This is a genomic window from Cellvibrio fibrivorans, assembly GCF_031457055.1.
GTDB classification, from domain to species: Bacteria; Pseudomonadota; Gammaproteobacteria; order Pseudomonadales; family Cellvibrionaceae; genus Cellvibrio; species Cellvibrio fibrivorans.
Genome location: NZ_JAVDVX010000002.1, coordinates 850,320 through 867,469 on the forward strand (window position 1 = coordinate 850,320; position 17,150 = coordinate 867,469).

At 48.6% G+C, this 17,150-nt stretch carries 13 protein-coding genes and 1 tRNA gene; all 14 read right to left on the reverse strand.

Annotation, left to right across the window (positions count from 1 at the left end; translation table 11 throughout):
- Window positions 1-79 precede the first annotated feature (79 nt).
- The 14 genes from htpG to asd all read right to left on the reverse strand — a co-directional run bounded on the left by htpG (window position 80) and on the right by asd (window position 17,130).
- Complete coding sequence (gene htpG / locus J2X05_RS08515; RefSeq protein WP_310071231.1) at window positions 80-1,984, reverse strand: molecular chaperone HtpG; 1,905 nt, start codon at window positions 1,982-1,984, stop codon at window positions 80-82.
- A 169-nt stretch (window positions 1,985-2,153) separates the two neighbouring features.
- Window positions 2,154-2,230 (reverse strand) — tRNA-Val (locus J2X05_RS08520).
- Window positions 2,231-2,311: 81 nt separating this feature from the next.
- The gene (locus J2X05_RS08525; RefSeq protein ID WP_310071233.1) at window positions 2,312-3,520 is read right to left on the reverse strand and encodes an O-succinylhomoserine sulfhydrylase; all 1,209 of its coding nucleotides are present in this window, start codon (window positions 3,518-3,520) and stop codon (window positions 2,312-2,314) included.
- A gap of 22 nt (window positions 3,521-3,542) precedes the next feature.
- On the reverse strand, window positions 3,543-5,072 hold the full coding sequence (gene purF / locus J2X05_RS08530; protein WP_310071236.1) for an amidophosphoribosyltransferase: 1,530 nt from the start codon (window positions 5,070-5,072) through the stop codon (window positions 3,543-3,545).
- A gap of 28 nt (window positions 5,073-5,100) precedes the next feature.
- Window positions 5,101-5,622 carry a CvpA family protein gene (locus J2X05_RS08535; RefSeq protein ID WP_310071239.1) on the reverse strand — a complete coding sequence of 174 codons (522 nt, stop codon included), beginning with the start codon at window positions 5,620-5,622 and terminating at the stop codon, window positions 5,101-5,103.
- 76 nt (window positions 5,623-5,698) lie between these two features.
- On the reverse strand, window positions 5,699-6,310 hold the full coding sequence (locus J2X05_RS08540; protein ID WP_310071242.1) for an SPOR domain-containing protein: 612 nt from the start codon (window positions 6,308-6,310) through the stop codon (window positions 5,699-5,701).
- Between the two features lie 44 nt (window positions 6,311-6,354).
- Window positions 6,355-7,641 carry a bifunctional tetrahydrofolate synthase/dihydrofolate synthase gene (gene folC, locus J2X05_RS08545; RefSeq protein ID WP_310071246.1) on the reverse strand — a complete coding sequence of 429 codons (1,287 nt, stop codon included), beginning with the start codon at window positions 7,639-7,641 and terminating at the stop codon, window positions 6,355-6,357.
- 25 nt (window positions 7,642-7,666) lie between these two features.
- The gene (accD, locus tag J2X05_RS08550; RefSeq protein ID WP_310071249.1) at window positions 7,667-8,527 is read right to left on the reverse strand and encodes an acetyl-CoA carboxylase, carboxyltransferase subunit beta; all 861 of its coding nucleotides are present in this window, start codon (window positions 8,525-8,527) and stop codon (window positions 7,667-7,669) included.
- A 96-nt stretch (window positions 8,528-8,623) separates the two neighbouring features.
- Window positions 8,624-9,433: a tryptophan synthase subunit alpha gene (trpA, locus tag J2X05_RS08555; protein WP_310071252.1), complete on the reverse strand. Its 810-nt coding sequence runs from the start codon at window positions 9,431-9,433 to the stop codon at window positions 8,624-8,626.
- Between the two features lie 68 nt (window positions 9,434-9,501).
- Window positions 9,502-10,728, reverse strand: a complete 1,227-nt coding sequence (gene trpB / locus J2X05_RS08560; RefSeq protein WP_310071255.1) for a tryptophan synthase subunit beta — start codon at window positions 10,726-10,728, stop codon at window positions 9,502-9,504.
- A 38-nt stretch (window positions 10,729-10,766) separates the two neighbouring features.
- Window positions 10,767-11,393 (reverse strand): phosphoribosylanthranilate isomerase, encoded by a 627-nt coding sequence (locus J2X05_RS08565; protein WP_310071259.1) that lies wholly within the window; start codon window positions 11,391-11,393, stop codon window positions 10,767-10,769.
- A gap of 107 nt (window positions 11,394-11,500) precedes the next feature.
- Window positions 11,501-12,397: a tRNA pseudouridine(38-40) synthase TruA gene (gene truA / locus J2X05_RS08570; protein ID WP_310071262.1), complete on the reverse strand. Its 897-nt coding sequence runs from the start codon at window positions 12,395-12,397 to the stop codon at window positions 11,501-11,503.
- A gap of 86 nt (window positions 12,398-12,483) precedes the next feature.
- Window positions 12,484-15,660, reverse strand: coding sequence for a motility hub landmark protein FimV (locus J2X05_RS08575; protein WP_310071264.1), 3,177 nt, complete (start codon window positions 15,658-15,660; stop codon window positions 12,484-12,486).
- Window positions 15,661-16,023: 363 nt separating this feature from the next.
- Window positions 16,024-17,130, reverse strand: coding sequence for an aspartate-semialdehyde dehydrogenase (gene asd / locus J2X05_RS08580; RefSeq protein ID WP_310071267.1), 1,107 nt, complete (start codon window positions 17,128-17,130; stop codon window positions 16,024-16,026).
- Window positions 17,131-17,150: the final 20 nt, after the last annotated feature.

Below are 17,150 nucleotides of genomic sequence, written 5' to 3' on the forward strand. Positions count from 1 at the left end.
AATTATCAGTTAAAAAAATGACCTTGCCCGATTATAGGCAAAGTCATCTTTAATAGCAGCTTTAATGAAAAACTAAAATTTAATTGCTCAATTCCAGCAACAATTTATTCAACCGCTGCACATAAGCAGCCGGGTCTTGCAATTGCGCACCTTCAGCAAGATTGGCTTGATCAAACAGGATATGCGCCAAATCGCCGAAGCGCTCTTCGTTAGCCTCCTGCTCCAGCTTTTTCACCAGCGGGTGATCAGGATTTAATTCAAAAATCGGTTTGGAATCAGGCACTTTTTGCCCGGCAGCTTCCAGAATACGACGCATCTGCGCACCCATGTCGTGATCGCCCACGACTACACACGCTGGTGAGTCGGTCAAACGATGGGTAATGCGCACTTCCGATACCTGATTTTCCAATGCGGCTTTTGCGCGATCCAACAATGGCTTCAGAGCTTCAGCGACTTTTTCTTGTGCTTGTTTCTCTTCTTCGCTGTCAAGCTTGCCGAGATCCAACTCGCCTTTGCCTACATCCTGCAATGATTTACCATCAAACTCGGCCAAGTGGCTCATCAACCATTCGTCAACACGGTCACTTAACAGCAATACTTCAATGCCTTTTTTGCGGAAGACTTCCAGATGCGGGCTGCTTTTCGCCGTGTTGAAATTTTCAGCGGCAATGTAATAAATCTTCTCCTGCCCGTCTTTCATACGCGAGACGTAATCGTCGAGCGATTGGCTTTGTTCAGCGGTATCAGTGTGAGTGGAAGCAAAGCGCAGCAATTTGGCAATTTTTTCGCGATTGGCAAAATCTTCTGCCGGACCTTCTTTCATGACCTGGCCAAACTCTTTCCAGAAAGTTGCGTATTTTTCCGGTTCGCTTTTTGCCAATTTCGCCAACATGTCCAACACACGTTTGGTCAGCGCTGAACGCATGGCATCAATGTTGGGATCTTTTTGCAGAATCTCGCGCGAGACGTTCAAACTAAGATCATTTGAATCCACAACGCCTTTAATAAAACGCAGATACAAGGGCAAGAATTGTTCAGCGTCATCCATAATAAAGGTGCGCTGTACATACAATTTCAAACCACGTGAAGCATCACGATTGTATAAATCATAGGGGGCACGTGCTGGAATAAATAACATACTGGTGTAATCCAGATTACCTTCCACACGGTTGTGGCTCCAGCTCAATGGATCGGTAAAATCGTGGCTCACATGCTTATAAAACTCTTTATATTCTTCATCAGTCACGTCGGAACGCGAACGAGTCCAGAGCGCAGTTGCAGTGTTAATCACTTCATCTTCCGGTTCTGCATTGGCAGCATCATCGCCAACCGGAGTTTGTTTTTTCATCACTACCGGAATGGCGATATGATCAGAATATTTTTTGATGATAGAACGCAAACGCCAATGGTCGGCAAATTCCAAAGCATCATCTTTTAAGTGTAATTCAACGGTCATGCCGCGATCAGCTTTCTCAACTGACTCTACAGTAAATTCCGCATCGCCCGAACATTCCCAGCGCACTGCTTCACTTGCTGGTGCACCGGCACGACGACTGGTTACCACCACTTTATCGGCAACAATAAATGCCGAATAAAAACCAACACCAAATTGACCAATCAACTGTGCATCTTTTTTCTGGTCACCTGACAGCTTTTGCATAAATTGCGCAGTGCCCGATTTAGCGATAGTACCCAAGTTCTCGATCACCTCATCACGCGACATACCTATGCCGTTATCGCTGATGGTGAGGGTTTTTGCATCTTTATCGAAACTGATGCGAATTTTTAATTCCGTATCGCCTTCATATAGGTCGCCATTGGATACTGCTTCAAAACGCAATTTATCAGCGGCATCCGACGCATTGGATACCAATTCACGCAGGAAAATTTCCTTGTTCGAATACAGCGAGTGAATCATCAAATGCAGCAATTGCTTGGCTTCAGTTTGAAAGCCACGGGTTTCTTTGCGGGCATCAACGGTCATTTTCTAACTCCTGGGTACATACAACTAAGATGTGAACAAATAATATCCGCCATGTAATGACGGGGATGTGCACTAGATGGGGTAGTAGCCAAAGAATTCAAGGGTGCTGTGGGGATGCAAATTTCAGGCAATAAAAAAGCCGCTAAGAAGCGGCTTTTCTAAGGAACTTTGGTAGGACTAAGCAGACTCGAACTGCTGACCCCCACCATGTCAAGGTGGTGCTCTAACCAACTGAGCTATAGTCCTAAAGAGGCGCGCACTTTACCAAGGTGAATTCGCAAGGACAAGACCCAACAACACTTTTTTGTGCCTTGGCCTCGCAAACCCTTAGTAATTGCCTAAACCGCGTGCGAGATCGGCTTTTAAATCGCCAATATCTTCCAAACCAACGGCAACACGGATCAGGTTTTCGGTAATACCAGCATCGGCTTTTTGCTCCGGCGACAAACGGCCATGCGTTGTTGTAGCCGGGTGGACGATAGTGGTTTTGGTATCGCCCAGATTAGCGGTGAGCGACATAATGCGTGTTGCGTCGATAACCTTCCAGGCCTCTGCCCTGCCGCCTTTTACGCGGAAGGATAAGACACCACCAAAAGCAGATTGCTGTTTTGCAGCCAGCTCATGACCAAGATGACTTGGCAAACCTGCATAAAACACTTTTTCTACATTAGGGTGGGCATTAAGCCATTGCGCCAGTTCCAACGCATTGCGTGAATGAGCCTCCATCCGCAAACGCAATGTCTCAAGACCTTTTAAGAATACCCACGCATTGAAAGGGCTCATCGTTGGGCCAGCGCTGCGAATAAATCCGAGCACTTCATCTACATATTTTTTTGCACCAGCAACCACACCACCGAGGCAGCGGCCTTGCCCATCAATGTACTTGGTTGCTGAGTGGATAATTAAATCCGCGCCCAACTCCAGTGGCTTTTGTAATGCTGGAGTGCAGAAGCAATTATCTACCGCCAACAACGCACCGCGTGCATGAGTTAGATCGGCAAGCCGTTGAATGTCGATAACATCGCACAAAGGATTAGACGGCGTTTCAACAAATACCAATTTAGTATTTTCGGTGAAGCCCCCTTCCCACTCGACATAATTAGTTGGATTGACGAACGTGGTAGTTACACCAAATTTTTGTAGATATTTAGTAAACAACACTGTCGTCGTACCAAACACACTGCGTGAACAAAGAATATGATCGCCCGATTTCAGCAGCGCAATGCACGTCGATAAAATTGCCGCCATACCTGATGAAGTGCCGACGGCAGACTCAGCACCTTCCAATGCTGCTATACGCTCTTCAAACATGCGCACGGTGGGATTCGTGTAGCGCGAATAAACGTTGCCGGGCTGTTCGCCAGAAAAACGATCTGCCGCTTCTTGCGCATTCGCAAAAACATAACTTGAAGTCAGGAACAGCGCTTCGCTGTGCTCACCTTCGTGCGAACGCGATTGCCCGACGCGAATCGCCAAGGTATCCAGCGCCGCACCGAACAGCGGATCTTCAGCTAATTGTTCGTCAAAATTTTCCATATCTACTCATCAACTTAATAATTTATCCGCGCGCCGCACCGTTGTGTAAACCAATCGGCAATTCCATTTGTTTGACGGATTTTTTACCGGATTTAGCACTATCGTTGCGCGCGGCTGCAACCTTCTCCAAATATTCGGGAGTGACGTCGCCGGCACAGTATTCGCCATTGAATACAGCACAATCAAATGCGGTGACTTCACTATTGCCTTCGGAAGATGCGGCAATCAGATCCTCAAGGTCCTGATATATCAGCCAATCAGCGCCGATTTCTTCACACACTTCGTCCTCAGTACGACCACTTGCAATCAACTCCGTCGTTGTTGGCATATCGATGCCATAGACGTTGGGATATTTCACCGCGGGCGCTGCTGAAGCGAAATACACTTTCTTCGCGCCGACATCGCGCACCATCTGGATAATTTGTTGGCAGGTAGTACCGCGGACGATGGAATCATCCACCAACAATACAATTTTGTCCCTGAATTCCAATTCAATTGGATTGAGTTTTTGACGCACGGATTTTTTACGCTGTTGCTGGCCGGGCATAATAAAAGTGCGGCCGATGTAGCGGTTTTTTACCAAACCTTCACGGAATTTCACACCTAATTTTTGAGCCAATGCCTGACCTGCAACACGGCTGGTATCCGGAATGGGAATCACCACATCAATGTCATGGTCCGGACGCTCACGCAGAATTTTTTCTGCCAATTTTTCACCTTGGCGTAAACGCGCCTTGTACACCGAAATGCCATCCATAATAGAATCTGGACGCGCAAAATATACGTGCTCAAAAATACACGGCGTCAAACGCGGTGACTTGGCGCATTGGCGACGATTTAATTCGCCCTCTTCAGTGATATAAATTGCCTCGCCCGGTGCAACATCGCTGATCAATTCAAAACCCAGCACATCGAGCGCAACACTTTCGGACGCAACCATATATTCAACACCGCCTTCCTCCGAATGGCGCTTGCCATACACTAACGGGCGAATACCATTTGGATCACGAAAGGCGACCAAGCCGTAATTAGCGATCAACGCAACTACCGCGTAACCGCCGGTCACACGATTATGAACACCGGCAACCGCAGCAAACATATCGTCGGCGGTCGGGTTGAGCTTGCCTTGCATCTGCAATTCATGAGCGAAAACGTTGAGCAATACTTCTGAATCTGAATCGGTATTCACATGACGCAAATCAGTTTTGAAAATATCTTCTGTGAGTTTATCGGCGTTAGTCAAATTGCCGTTGTGCGCAAGGGCAATTCCGTATGGTGAGTTAACATAAAAAGGTTGAGCCAAAGCCGGGCCTGAACTGCCCGCAGTGGGGTAGCGAACATGACCAATCCCCATAGTGCCAAGTAAACGCTGCATATGGCGGGTTCTAAACACATCTTGCACAAGGCCATTAGCCTTTTGCTGGCTCATGCGGCCATCCTGACAAGTCACCATCCCCGCCGCATCCTGTCCACGGTGCTGCAAAATGGTCAACGCATCGTAAAGCTGCACATTCACATCGCGTTTACCCACAATACCTACAATGCCGCACATAAGATTGCCTCAATACTTGTTAACAACTTTAAACTTTCTGACCACTTTCAACATTGCCAAACAGTGCCATTAGCCACTGGCTGACTTGCTCATAAGCTGTCCTGACCCATTCCTCACAAGCGAGAAAATGGGGTATTAATTGCGCCTGCTGCCACCATGCTTCTTCATTGACCGGTATAAAACCAGGCAAGAGAATTAACAAGGCCATCACGATAATAAACGCGCGTGCTGCACCAAAAACCATTCCCAGAAGACGATCAGTACCAGATAAGCCAGTCGCACGTACCAGAGCACCAATAAGGAAGCTCAGCATAGCGCCTAGCAATAGAGTGGCGATAAACAGCGCAGCGTAGGCTGTCATAAGTCGCACAGAGGGTGATTCAATTTGGCCGGCCAACAGGATTTCAAGCTGGCCACCAAAGACTTTGGCTACCAACACAGCCGCGACCCAAATTATTAGTGACAAGGCTTCGCGCACAAAACCACGAATCAAACCGATCAAACAGGACAGGGAAAAAATCCCAATAATGGCCCAATCAGCCCAATTCATTCGCGCGCCCACTCCAAAATCATTGATGGGAGGTTTACAGAGGCGCGCATTCTAACAGAGGCGCAAGATTATGGCTTTAGGGTTTGAAGGGTAAAACAAGGGAATTCACTTTCAAACGTTTGTCTAATTGCGACTTGATCGCAAGGGCTTCGGATTTATCCTGCTTAGGGCCGATAAATACGCGATAAATAGTCGCATTAGCGCTGGGGACAGCACGCACATAAGCCTTATGACCGTCAGCTTGTAACTGGTCGCGCAATTTATTTGCCGCTGCTTGCGCGCTGAGGCTGGCCACCTGAATCACCCATGTGTCAGGCAAGCCTTGTGCATTAAGCGGGATAACTGGCACGGAGGCATCAGTTGCAGCAGATTTAGAAGATGCCGATTGCCAAGAAGATGTTGCCACGGGAGCAACTATGGCTTGCCCGGAGGGAAGGACTTCAGCAACAGGCACTGACTCAGCCTCATCAGGCACAAACATAGTTTCGGGCGCTGGCGCAGGCTCAATACCTTCTGGCCGCGTAGGTTCGTTGAAATCCACGGCGGTAATGCTGGGGCGGCCGGGAATATGGGAGCTGGTGTCCACTTGGTATTGTTGGCGATCCTTAAAAAAACTGGGCAAAAACAATACGGCAATCGCCGCCAGTACTGCTGCACCAATTAAACGATGTTTTACGGATTCTCTCACCTAAAACCTCTGCACCAATAACCTAGGATTAAAACGCAACAGGATTATGCTGTCGTTGCGGCGAGCGCCTGCAAACCGGCAGCTACCGTATAAAAAGACCCGAAAACAAGAATACGATCACCGGGATCTGAATTATTGAAGGCCGCGTGCAAACAATCAGAAACGCTGCCGGAAAATTCTGCTTCCACATCCAAATCGACCAGATTTTGACGTAATTGTTCAACCGTCGCCGCGCGCGGAATAAATGATAAATCGGCGATATACCAGTTGCTAATATACCCTTTGAGATTTTCCAGACTTTGGGCGCGATCCTTATCTGCCATCATCGCCACTATGCCGTGTATTTTTGAACCCACTGCCCCACCCTGCACTAAACGTTCGACCAGATAGGCGGTCGCCGCAGGATTATGGGCCACATCGAGAATCACTTGTCGCTCGCGCCAATGCACTGTTTGAAAACGCCCGGGAACACGCAGTGCAGCCAAGCGGGTAAATGCATCTATTGCCAGCAAATCCAAACCGAAAATGCACGCAACTTGCAGTGCCGCTGCAAGACTGGGAAGTGGCAACTGGGGAAGAGTCTGCGAAGAAAATTGTACGTTGTTATTCCACCAATTCCAGGTGGAGTCACCCGCAACTGAATAACCAAAATCGCGCGAAATTAACTGGAGTGACGCGGAAAGATTTTGCGCATGATCCAGCAGCGATTGTGGGGGCGAAAAATCTGCACAGACCACGGGTTTGCCGGCACGCATAATGCCGGCTTTTTCATAGCCGATAGCTTCGCGGTTATCGCCCAACCAATCGGTATGATCGAGCGCAATACTGGTAATCACCGCTACATCGGCATCGATAATATTGATTGCATCCAAACGCCCACCCAAACCCACTTCAAGCACCGTCGCCATCACTTGTCGACGCTGAAAAATTTCTAATGCCGCCAAGGTCCCGTACTCAAAATAAGTCAGGCTTATAGGTTCAGGATAATCCGCACAGGTTTGCTGGCATGCATTAAAGATGGCTGCAAAAGCAGAACAGATTTCTGCGTCGGCAACAGGGTTGCCATCAACCACTATGCGTTCGTTGTAATGAAGTAAATGCGGGGAAGTGTAAACACCAACTGAAAAACCAGCAGCACCGAGCAAGGCTGCCGTGGCAGTAACGCAAGAGCCTTTTCCATTGGTACCAGCGACAGTGACCACTTTTGCCGTTGGTTTTAAGAGCGCCATCCGCTGCGCAACACGAGTGATACGTTCAAGGCCGAGATCAATCTCGGTCGGATGGTTTTTTTCCAACCAATCCAACCAAGCCGATAGCGAATCAAGTTGCATAGTAGCGGCTATCGAAAAACAACAATTACACTGCTGCTTTGCGCGTAAATTTCGCCAGCAGTGACGCCAACTTATCGCGCATGTCGCGGCGATGGATAATCATATCGATAGCGCCGTGCTCTAACAAAAATTCTGCCCGCTGAAAACCCTTAGGCAATTTTTGACGGATAGTCTGCTCGATAATACTTGGGCCAGCAAAACCGGCACGTGAACCCGGCTCACAAATATTCAGATCGCCAAGCAGTGCAAGACTGGCAGAAACACCGCCGTATACCGGATCAGTCATTACCGAAATATAGGGTGTCCCCTGCATTTTTAAACGTTCAATAACCGCACTGGTTTTGGCCATTTGCATCAGCGAAATTAACGCTTCCTGCATACGTGCACCGCCAGTGGCGGAGAAGCAAACGAAGGGAATATTTTCTTTCAGCGCAATAGTCGCTGCACGGGTAAAACGTTCACCTACAACGTAACCCATAGAGCCGCCGTGAAACGCAAATTCGAAAGCCACTGCAACAATCGGCATGCCTTTTAATTCACCGCGCATTGCCACCAGCGCATCTTTTTCACCCGTTTCTTTTTGTGCTGCCGTCAAACGGTCTTTGTATTTTTTAATGTCTTTAAATTTCAGGCGATCAATTGGCTCAACTTCAGTTGCCAACTCCTGGCGATTTTGCGGATCCAAAAACATATTCAAACGCGCCCGCGCACCAACGCGCATATGGTGATCGCACTTGGGGCAAACATCGAGCGTTTTTTCCATTTCCGGCTTATACAAAACCGCATCACACTTAACACATTTTTCCCACAGACCTTCAGGCACTTTGTTGCTGCGCTTGGTATCAGTGCGGGAAATACTCGGAATAATTTTATCTAACCAACTCATGGTCGCTTCTCTGTACTCAATGTCAATTTAGTTGATTGGTTGTGCCCGCATGCGAGCCACCGGAATTTCGTTGCTATTAATTGAACTTGTGGGCTATCAAATAGAATCTATGGCTACACGAATACTGCCAACGATATCGCCTACTGCTGCGGCAATTTCATTGGCACTTTTGTCGGCCATGCTACCCATTTTTTCAACCAGAACACTGCCAACCACAACACCATCAGCCAATACCGCAACTGCTTTGGCGGTTTCAGGATCTTTAATACCGAAGCCTACACATACTGGCAGGTCAGTTAATTGACCAAAACCGGCAAGCTTTTCTTTTACCGCATTAACATCCAAATGGCCTGCCCCCGTTACACCCTTGAGTGAAACGTAATAGAGAAAACCGCTGGCATAAGCTGCAATTTTTTGCGCGCGCTCAAGCGTAGTCGTTGGGGCAAGCAGGAAAATATTATCCAAACCATGCGCGTCTAACTCACCTTTGAGCACAACAACTTCTTCAGGTGGCAAATCAACAGTTAATAAACCATCAACACCGGCTTCTGCCGCTGCCTTGGCAAATTCTGCGTAACCAAAACGCTCAACCGGGTTTGCATAACCCATCAACACAATTGGTGTGATGTTATTGGTAGCCCGAAATTGTTTAACAATTTCGAGGGTGCCGCGCAAACTGATGTGATGTTCAAGCGCACGCTCGTGACCTTTTTGAATCACCGGGCCTTCTGCCATAGGGTCAGAAAAAGGCACGCCTAATTCAATAACATCAACACCTTGCTCGACCAACGCATGCAAGGTTGGCAAAGTGGCTTGGGGATAAGGATCGCCATTAACCACATAAGCGACTAATATTTTTTTACCCGCCGTTTTGGCTTGGCTCAAGTGCTGGGAAATACGACTCATCGAAAATTCCTGATTTTTATTTGCCGCCCAGTAAGCGGCATCTTTTAATAGCTTGTTGACGCTTTGGATTAAACGGTAATGCCATCCAATCCGGCGACAGTCAAAATATCTTTATCGCCGCGACCGGAGAGGTTGGCGATAATAATTTGGTCTTTGCTCATGGTTGGCGCCAGTTTTTCCACATAAGCCAAGGCATGGCTGGATTCCAGCGCCGGCATAATACCTTCAGTTTTGGTAATTTTGCGAAATGCGGCCAGAGCTTCATCATCATTGATCGCCACATAGTTTACGCGGCCAATATCTTTTAACCATGAATGTTCAGGACCTACACCGGGATAATCCAAACCAGCCGACACCGAATGGGTTTCGATAATCTGGCCATTTTCATCTTCCATCAAATAGGTGCGATTGCCATGCAATACACCGGGAATACCTTTATTCAATGGCGCGGCGTGTTTACCGGTTTCGATACCCAAACCACCCGCCTCAACTCCGTACATTTTTACTGATTCATCTGTGAGGAATGGATGAAACAAGCCTATCGCATTGGAGCCGCCACCAACACACGCAACCAGCGCGTCGGGCAAGCGACCTGCCTGCTCCAGACATTGGCGGCGCGCCTCGCGCCCAATAATCGATTGGAAATCACGTACCAGTTGTGGATAAGGATGGGGGCCAGCAACGGTGCCAATGATATAAAACGTGTCGTCAACATTAGTCGCCCAATCGCGCATGGCTTCATTCATTGCATCTTTCAATGTGCGCGAACCGGAGGTTACCGGAAACACTTCTGCACCGAGTAACTTCATGCGGTACACATTGAGTGCCTGACGCTTAACATCTTCGGCACCCATATAAACGCGGCATTTCAAACCCAAACGCGCTGCAACTGTCGCAGTAGCAACACCGTGCTGCCCAGCTCCTGTCTCTGCAATAACACGGGTTTTTCCAGTAAATTTCGCCAGCAATGCTTGGCCAATAGTGTTATTTACTTTGTGTGCGCCCGTGTGATTTAAATCTTCGCGTTTCAGATAAATCTGCGCACCGCCCAACTCACGGGTCCAGCGCTCAGCGAGGTAAAGAGGTGAAGGACGGCCAACATAATGCGCCATGTCCTTGTCAAATTCGGCTTGAAAGCCAGGATCATCTTTCAAGTTAAAATAGATAGATTGGAGTTCATCGAGCGCATAAATCAGCGTCTCGGAAACGAAGCGGCCGCCATAGGGGCCGAAGTGACCTTCCGCATTGGGAAAAGCACTGTAATCAATAGCTGAAAAATGCTCAGTGTTACTCACCGTTTAATCACCTGTAAGATGCCGGTAAAGACTGCACATCAAGATGCAGCAAACCGTACGTTATTGATAAAAGAGGTTATTTTTCCGTGATCTTTTTTACCGGGTGCCGATTCTACACCACCGCTGACATCAACCCCATAGACTTGGGTCGCCCGAATAGCATCTGAGACGTTGGCGGCAGTTAAACCTCCAGCCAAAACCAAAGGCTTGGCCGATTGCCGGGGTACGCGCGCCCAATCAAAGGTTTCACCTGTACCACCCGGAACTCCGGGGCGATAGGCATCCAACAAAATTCCTGATGCACTGGGATACTCCGCTATAGTAGCTGCCACATCCAGTTCAGGCCGCATACGAATTGCCTTCATATAAGGGCGTGCAAAAGACTCACAATAATCCAGATCTTCATCACCGTGAAATTGCAATAATTGCAGCGGCACTTGTTTCAATACGGCATCCACAAACTCTGGATCAGCATTCACAAATAAACCGGTAACCACGGTGAATGGCCCCGCTGCCAATGCAATCGCGCGTGCCTGCATAATTGTTACAGCACGCGGGCTAGCTGCATAAAACACGAGCCCTAAGGCTTCCGCACCTGCATCAACCACTGCTAGAGCATCTTCAATGCTGGTTATTCCGCAGATTTTGACTCGTGCTCTGGACAAACTCAGGCTCTCCAAACGCTATTGACTCACTCGCAAGGCGAGGGGTGAAGCAAAAATTAGGGGGGGATATTAACAGAAATAACCTCGAAAAGCCGAGGGCTCATTTTTCATTGAGAAGCAAAACCACCTAGCGGTTCAGCAAAAAATAGTGGCCCCGGAGGACACACTGACAACCCAAAATGCACCGGGTAATCGACTCCAACCAAATAAAGACCAAAAGGTTTAGCCGTCACACCGCCAGCACTGCGGTCGCGCGCCGCCAGCACCTCAGCAACCCAGCAGGGGGGCCTGTCACCCGCCCCCACGGCCGTCAATACACCAACGATATTGCGCACCATATGATGCAAGAATGCATTGGCTTGCACCTCCAAAACAATCAAATCCCCGCGGCGCACCAGATGCAAATACTCAATCCGACGCACCGGGCTTTTCGCCTGGCACTGGGTTGCACGAAACGATGTAAAGTCATGCTGACCAACCAAATAGGCTGCAGCCTCACGCATGGCTTCAACATTGAGCGGGCGCGATGACCAAGTCACCTGGTCATGCAATAAACCGGACGGGGTTTTGGCATCGGTCATCAAGTAGCGATAAGTGCGGTTAAGTGCGCTAAAACGCGCATGGAACTGCGGTACAACCTCACGCGCCCAACGCACCGACACCGAATCTGGTAAATACGGCCGGGTGCCACGCAACCAGGCTTTTTCCGGGCGTAAGGCAAGCGTATCGAAATGGATAACTTGATTAGTCGCATGTACGCCAGCATCGGTCCTGCCAGCACAAACGAGACTGATAGGCTCATCCGCCACTGTAGATAAGGCCTTCTCCAAAGACTGCTGCACAGTTCTAACACCGTTTGGCTGCACCTGAAAACCGTGGTAGTCCGTCCCCTTATATTCAACACCCAAGGCAATACGGTGCATCCCTTGCGGCCAAATAGTATCGGCCACCACCTCACCATTGCGGGCATAGGGCTTAGAACTGGGGATGTAGTTTTCACTCATGGGAATAAACCATCAAACAGAAACCAAACTGCACAAAATAAAAAAGCCTTGCACCGGAATGCAAGGCTTTGCGATCAGGCAAAAAATTAGCCTATTCGGCCGAGCAACTCATTGGCTTCTTTACGCTGCTCATCGTTACCTTCACCGAGGACTTCAGAAAGGATATCTTTCGCACCCTCACTATCGCCCATATCGATATAAGCGCGCGCCAAATCCAGCTTGGTTGCAGCCTCATCGGCATCGGCAAGGAAATCCAATTCTGCATCCATGTCGTCATCTGACAAATCGGCCAGTGCGGCCTCGTCGCTGGAGAACTCATTCAAATCGATATCGTCTGAATCGCCTGAAAAATCTGAAAGCGCCTGCGCAAACAAATCTTCGTCATGCTCTTCTTCGGCATCAACCAGCGCAGCCTCGTCTGCTATAACTGCAGGAGACTCTTGGACAGGTTCTGGCCGTGAAGGAATTTCATCCTGCAATTCCAAATCAACAATATCATCCGCCACCGCAAAGTCAGCGCCGTCAAATTCCGTAGATTCACTTAACTCCCCAAGATCATCTTCAAGCGCAGCCAGATCCAAATCACCGTCAGCCAATGCGTCTTCTTCAAAGCTAAAAGTGTCATCATCTCCCAAATCAAAATCTGGCAGCAATTCATCTGCACTGGCTTCTGCCAAAGCTTCAGTATCGCCTGCAAGATCCACCTCCAGGTCTTCGGCATTATCATCAACACCAAAATCAACTAGATCATCATCCAGTTCAAAACCCATGGATGTTTCAGGCTTATCCAAATCATCGGTCAAGCTAAGTTTTGACGTCGAAATTTCATCTTGTGCAGACTTCACATCAGAGAGATCGAGATCTTCAATTCCCAAGTCCCCATCTTCACCTAAAAGGTCATCATCAAAATCTACATCCAGGCTTTCCATTTCATGGTCAAGCGCTGCAAGATCGACATCATCAACATTCATGTCCAGATTAAAATCATCTGCCGCGACCTCCAACGACTCCGACTCTGCCGCAACAAGTTCAGCAGACTCCTCTACTGCCGATTCACTCAATTCAAGGTCGTCGTCCAAATCGAAGTTGAACCCATCTTCGATTGAAGGAGCCTTAACCTCCAGATCTTCAGGAAGAGTGTCAGCATCCAAATTATCGAGAGCCAATGACAACTCAGACAAATCTTCGGCTTCAGCAGCCAGATCATCATCAAAATCCAACTCAAATTCATTTTCCACTGCTGCAGGCGCATCTGCGATAGCAGACGAGAGATTGGACTCGTCATCGTCCAGATCGAGGTCAAAATCAAAACTAGTTGGCTCACTTGCTGTCGCGACTGGTGCGACAGAAAGGTCATCATCAAGATTAAAATCATCGAGAGAGAATTGATCCAGATCTGCATCCTGTGCTTCATTTGCAACTGAAGCGGCAGGATCGAATTCACCCGCCCCTGAGATGCCCTCGCGCAACTCAGATGCACGTGCCAGCAGGGCTCCACCCGCCAGAGGCAAGAGCGCCGCGTAATGCTTATCAAATGCAGGGCCATTTTGCTGTTGGGAGTAAACCTCCAGCAACTTCATGCGAATATCAGCTGAGTCAGGATCTTTTTGCAGGGCGTTGAGAAGCATTTCCTCAGCCTGATCCAACTTACCGTAAGCGATATAAATATCTGCTTCGCCAACTACATCGCCCGTTTCAGCAACTGCAGTCGTTTCATTAGGTTCATCAAAAAGTGACGTTTCATCGGTCTCATTGAAGTGAGTTGCTTCATCAGCCACTTCTTCATTGTCACCAGCTGAATCATCCATGGCAAAAACATCATCCTGCTCTTCAGCCTGCTGCTCTTCAGCCTGCTTGCGGCGGCGGTAAGCAAAATAGCCTGCACCGGCCAAACCCAAAATCCCCAAGCCGATCCAAGGTGCATTTTCAACTGCAGTATCGGCTAATGTCGGCTCAGGTTTAGGTGGAACAATGACCTTCTTCGGCGGGGCTGGTTGTGGCGGTGCCACTGCAGCAACACTAGATGCGGCGGCTTCAGAGCTGGCTACAACAGCTTCAGAACTGGCAACATCCGCCACCGCAGCAACTGGCTCTGCGACAATAGGAGCCTCAGCCACCTCTGCTGGAGATGATGCAGCCTGGCCAGCGGCCACCTGTAATGCACGCAATTTTTCATTGCTTACTTCAACCAAACGCTCCATGGTTTCGATCTGTGCTTCAAGATCTTTTACCCGCGAACTTAATTCAGTATTTTCCGCTTTGGATTTATCCAGCTCCTCCAAAGTCACAGCCAACTCAGACTCCAGCGCCTTACCTGCACCATCGTTAGCGCCACTACCTTGGCCTGTACTAGCAGTGCCCGCTGAAGGAGCTGCGAGCTTTACTCGCCCACTTACCTCGGTAGATTCAGCACGGGTTGAGCTGGTACGACGAGATGCATTTAACTGTGCGCCTGAATTCGAGTCGCCGGTTGCCTGGGCAAATTGACTCACAGCCTCAGACTTATTAAGCGATTTCATCTCGCTCGCATCCGGAACACGCAATACTTGTCCGCGACGCAATCTGTTGATATTGCCATTGATAAAGGCTTCAGGATTAGCGCGATAGAGCGCCATCATGCTCTGATGGACTGACACGCTGGAATCAGGACGCGCACGCAGCGCAACTTCCCACAGCGTATCATTGCTGCGAACTTCATATTCATCGCCACTCAGGCTGGGCTGGCGGGCACTAGGAACCTGGCGCGGCTCACTGGTGTAGCCGGAATCTGACGTTGCTTTAGGTGTTGATGTGGTAGAGCGCGGTTGCTGTGATTTATTGCTGGTGACCGCAGTTTGCACTGCTTGTGTAGCTCCGCCATCATCAAAAGTAGGTAGATCCATTAACAGGGTGTATTCGCGCAACAAGCGGCCAGCAGTCCAGCGGGCTTCAATCAAAAAATTCAGGTAGGGTTCGCGAACCGGGCTGCGCGAGGTGATAACCACCTTGGGGCCATCAGCAGCCTCAAGGTCTACTTGAAACTGAAACTCTGTGTAGAAAAACAAACGATCTACACCATTGCGTTCAAAATCAGCCGGGGATGCCAAAGCAACCAGGATCTGCTCCGCCGTAAGATCGCGTGTATCAAGTAGCTTGACCTCGGCCTCCAGTGGCTGGTTAAGCGTTGACTTGAGCTTAACCTCACCCAATCCCAAAGCACTGGCATAAGGCGACAGTACAAGAGATGTAAGACCACAGGCTAAAACCAACTGACGAAGACGCATAGCGCTATCCTTTTATTATTCCACGGCTGAACTAAACACGATTAGTCAGACATTTTAGTTGATTAACACAGCTTGATGAGTAAATGAAGCTGTGCTGGTGAGGCATAAAACCTCGAATGAATCTTCAGTATCGTTCGTAAGTATTCATTATAAATAGGTTTTTATCAATACTCGGGGTCTTGACAAAGACTAAACAAAGCAGCTTTTTTGATAGTTTTCAGGAGTGATTTTACAAAAATGTGAAAAAGGACTGACATTTAAATCCTTATTTACCCCTAAAGCGGTTATAAAAAGCAAAAACCCCAAGGGTGTCACCAACCTTGGGGTTTGTTTTTTACCAGGACTGGATAAGTAGAAAACCGCTTATTTTGACCCTTGTAAGATATGCAGCATGCGGCGCAACGGCTCAGCCGCACCCCACAACAACTGATCGCCAATCACGAAAGCAGAAATATATTCTGGCCCCATATTGAGTTTACGCACTCGACCTACCCCAATTTTGAGGCCGCCAGTGATAGAAGCTGGCGTCAACTCTTGCTCAGTGATGCTACGGTCGTTTGGCACAAATTTAACCCAATCATTGCCTGACTTAATGATGGATTCAATCTCTGCAAGCGGAAGATCTTTTTTGAGCTTGATAGTCAACGCCAAACTATGGCACCGCATAGCACCAATGCGCACACATAAACCATCAACGGGGATGGTGTCGGTATTCCCCAAAATTTTGTTAACTTCAGCCTGACCTTTCCACTCTTCTTTGGACTGGCCATTATCCAATTGCTTGTCGATCCAAGGGATCAAACCACCAGCAAGCGGAGCTGGAAAAAATTCGCGCGGCACGTCGTTACGGATAGTATTAGCCACTTTTCTGTCGATATCCAAAATCGCTGAAGCAGGTGTTGCCAACTCATCAGCCACAGCATCATGAATCACGCCCATACCTTTCAACAATTCGCGCATGTGGTTGGCACCACCACCCGAGGCGGCTTGATAGGTCATAGAGCTAACCCAATCCACCAAACCCGCATGAAACAAACCACCCACACCCATCAGCATGATGGAGTTAGTACAGTTGCCACCAATAAAGTTTTTAACGCCTTTCTTCAGCGCCGAGTCGATAACACCCTGGTTAACCGGGTCAAGAATAATGACCGCGTCGTTCTCCATACGCAGACTGGAAGCCGCGTCGATCCAATAGCCATCCCAGCCAGACGAGCGCAGCTTCGGGAAAATCTCATTGGTGTAGTCACCACCCTGACAGGTAACAATCACATCCAGTTGCTTCAGATCATCAACTGAATAAGCATCTTTCAATGCAGGCAATCCAGCGGCAACAGCCGGGGCAGCACCACCTACATTTGATGTGGTAAAAAATACGGGTTCGATAGCCGCAAAGTCGTTTTCTGCTTGCATACGCTCCATCAATACGGAGCCGACCATACCGCGCCAACCTACAAAACCTACTTTCATCTCAGTCTCTCTTTAACAAT

Bases quoted from the DNA above. Each gene is read 5' to 3' on its own strand.
- htpG (WP_310071231.1), bottom strand. From the start codon at position 1,984: ATGACCGTTGATGCCCGCAAAGAAACCCGTGGCTTTCAAACTGAAGCC.
- J2X05_RS08525 (WP_310071233.1), bottom strand. From the start codon at position 3,520: ATGGAAAATTTTGACGAACAATTAGCTGAAGATCCGCTGTTCGGTGCG.
- purF (WP_310071236.1), bottom strand. From the start codon at position 5,072: ATGTGCGGCATTGTAGGTATTGTGGGTAAACGCGATGTGAATGTGCAG.
- J2X05_RS08535 (WP_310071239.1), bottom strand. From the start codon at position 5,622: ATGAATTGGGCTGATTGGGCCATTATTGGGATTTTTTCCCTGTCCTGT.
- folC (WP_310071246.1), bottom strand. From the start codon at position 7,641: ATGCAACTTGATTCGCTATCGGCTTGGTTGGATTGGTTGGAAAAAAAC.
- accD (WP_310071249.1), bottom strand. From the start codon at position 8,527: ATGAGTTGGTTAGATAAAATTATTCCGAGTATTTCCCGCACTGATACC.
- trpA (WP_310071252.1), bottom strand. From the start codon at position 9,433: ATGAGTCGTATTTCCCAGCACTTGAGCCAAGCCAAAACGGCGGGTAAA.
- truA (WP_310071262.1), bottom strand. From the start codon at position 12,397: ATGAGTGAAAACTACATCCCCAGTTCTAAGCCCTATGCCCGCAATGGT.
- J2X05_RS08575 (WP_310071264.1), bottom strand. From the start codon at position 15,660: ATGCGTCTTCGTCAGTTGGTTTTAGCCTGTGGTCTTACATCTCTTGTA.
- asd (WP_310071267.1), bottom strand. From the start codon at position 17,130: ATGAAAGTAGGTTTTGTAGGTTGGCGCGGTATGGTCGGCTCCGTATTG.